The organism is Methylobacterium sp. JK268, assembly GCF_054052225.1.
This window is the reverse complement of the sequence record NZ_JBSVZN010000047.1, coordinates 1-852: the sequence shown is the minus strand read 5'-3', so window position 1 is coordinate 852 and position 852 is coordinate 1. Positions and strand designations below refer to the sequence as shown.

Annotated in this window: 1 protein-coding gene; it reads left to right on the top strand. The window is 70.5% G+C overall.

Annotation, left to right across the window (positions count from 1 at the left end; genetic code table 11):
• On the top strand, positions 1-831 hold an 831-nt coding region (locus tag ACW9J6_RS32210; protein ID WP_457115101.1), incomplete at its 5' end, for an IS110 family RNA-guided transposase.
• Positions 832-852 lie beyond the last annotated feature (21 nt).

Genomic DNA, 852 nt, shown 5'->3' with positions numbered 1-852 from the left:
ACGCTCGCCCGCTTCTGCCGGGACAACCACGTCACCCTCGTCGCCCTGGAGGCCACCGGCGGCTACGAACAGCAGCCCTTCCGCCTGCTCTGGGCGGACGGCCTGCCCTGCGCCCTCCTCAACCCCCGCCAGGTGCGGCGCTTCGCCGAGGCCATGGGCATCCTCGAGAAGACCGACCAGATCGATGCCGGCGTCATCGCGCGCTTCGCCGAGGTGCGCCGGATCAAACCCCGGCCGCCGGCCAGCCCGGCTCAGGAGCGGCTCAGCGCCCTGGTCACGCGCCTGCATCAACTGGTCGAGGCGCGCACCGTCCAGACCAACCAGGGCCGCCTCGTCACCGAGCCGCAGGTGCGCACCTCGGTCGCCGAGATGGTCGAGCTGATCAACCGCCAGATCGCCGCGTTGGAGGAGGCGATCACCGCCCAGCTCAAGGCCGATCCGCTCTGGGTTGCCCTCGATGCGACCTTCCGCACGATCAAGGGCGTGGCCGACCGCACGATCGCCCGCCTGATGGCCGACCTGCCGGAGATCGGCACCCTCTCGGGCAAAGCCATCGCCAAGCTGGCCGGCTTGGCACCCATCGCCCGCGACAGCGGCCAGAGCAGCGGCCGACGCCCCGTGCGCGGCGGACGGGCCGACGTGCGCGCCATCCTGTTCGTGGTCACCAGCTGCGTGCGGCGCTTCGATCCCGACTTCATCGCCTTCGACCAACGGTTGCGCCAAGCCGGAAAGCCCCCAAAGGTCATCCGCATCGCTCTCGCCCACAAGCTGCTCGTGCGCCTCAACGCCAAGGCCCGTGATGTCCGCGCCCAACTCGCCGCCCAGACTTGACACGCCAGACAGTCGCTCACC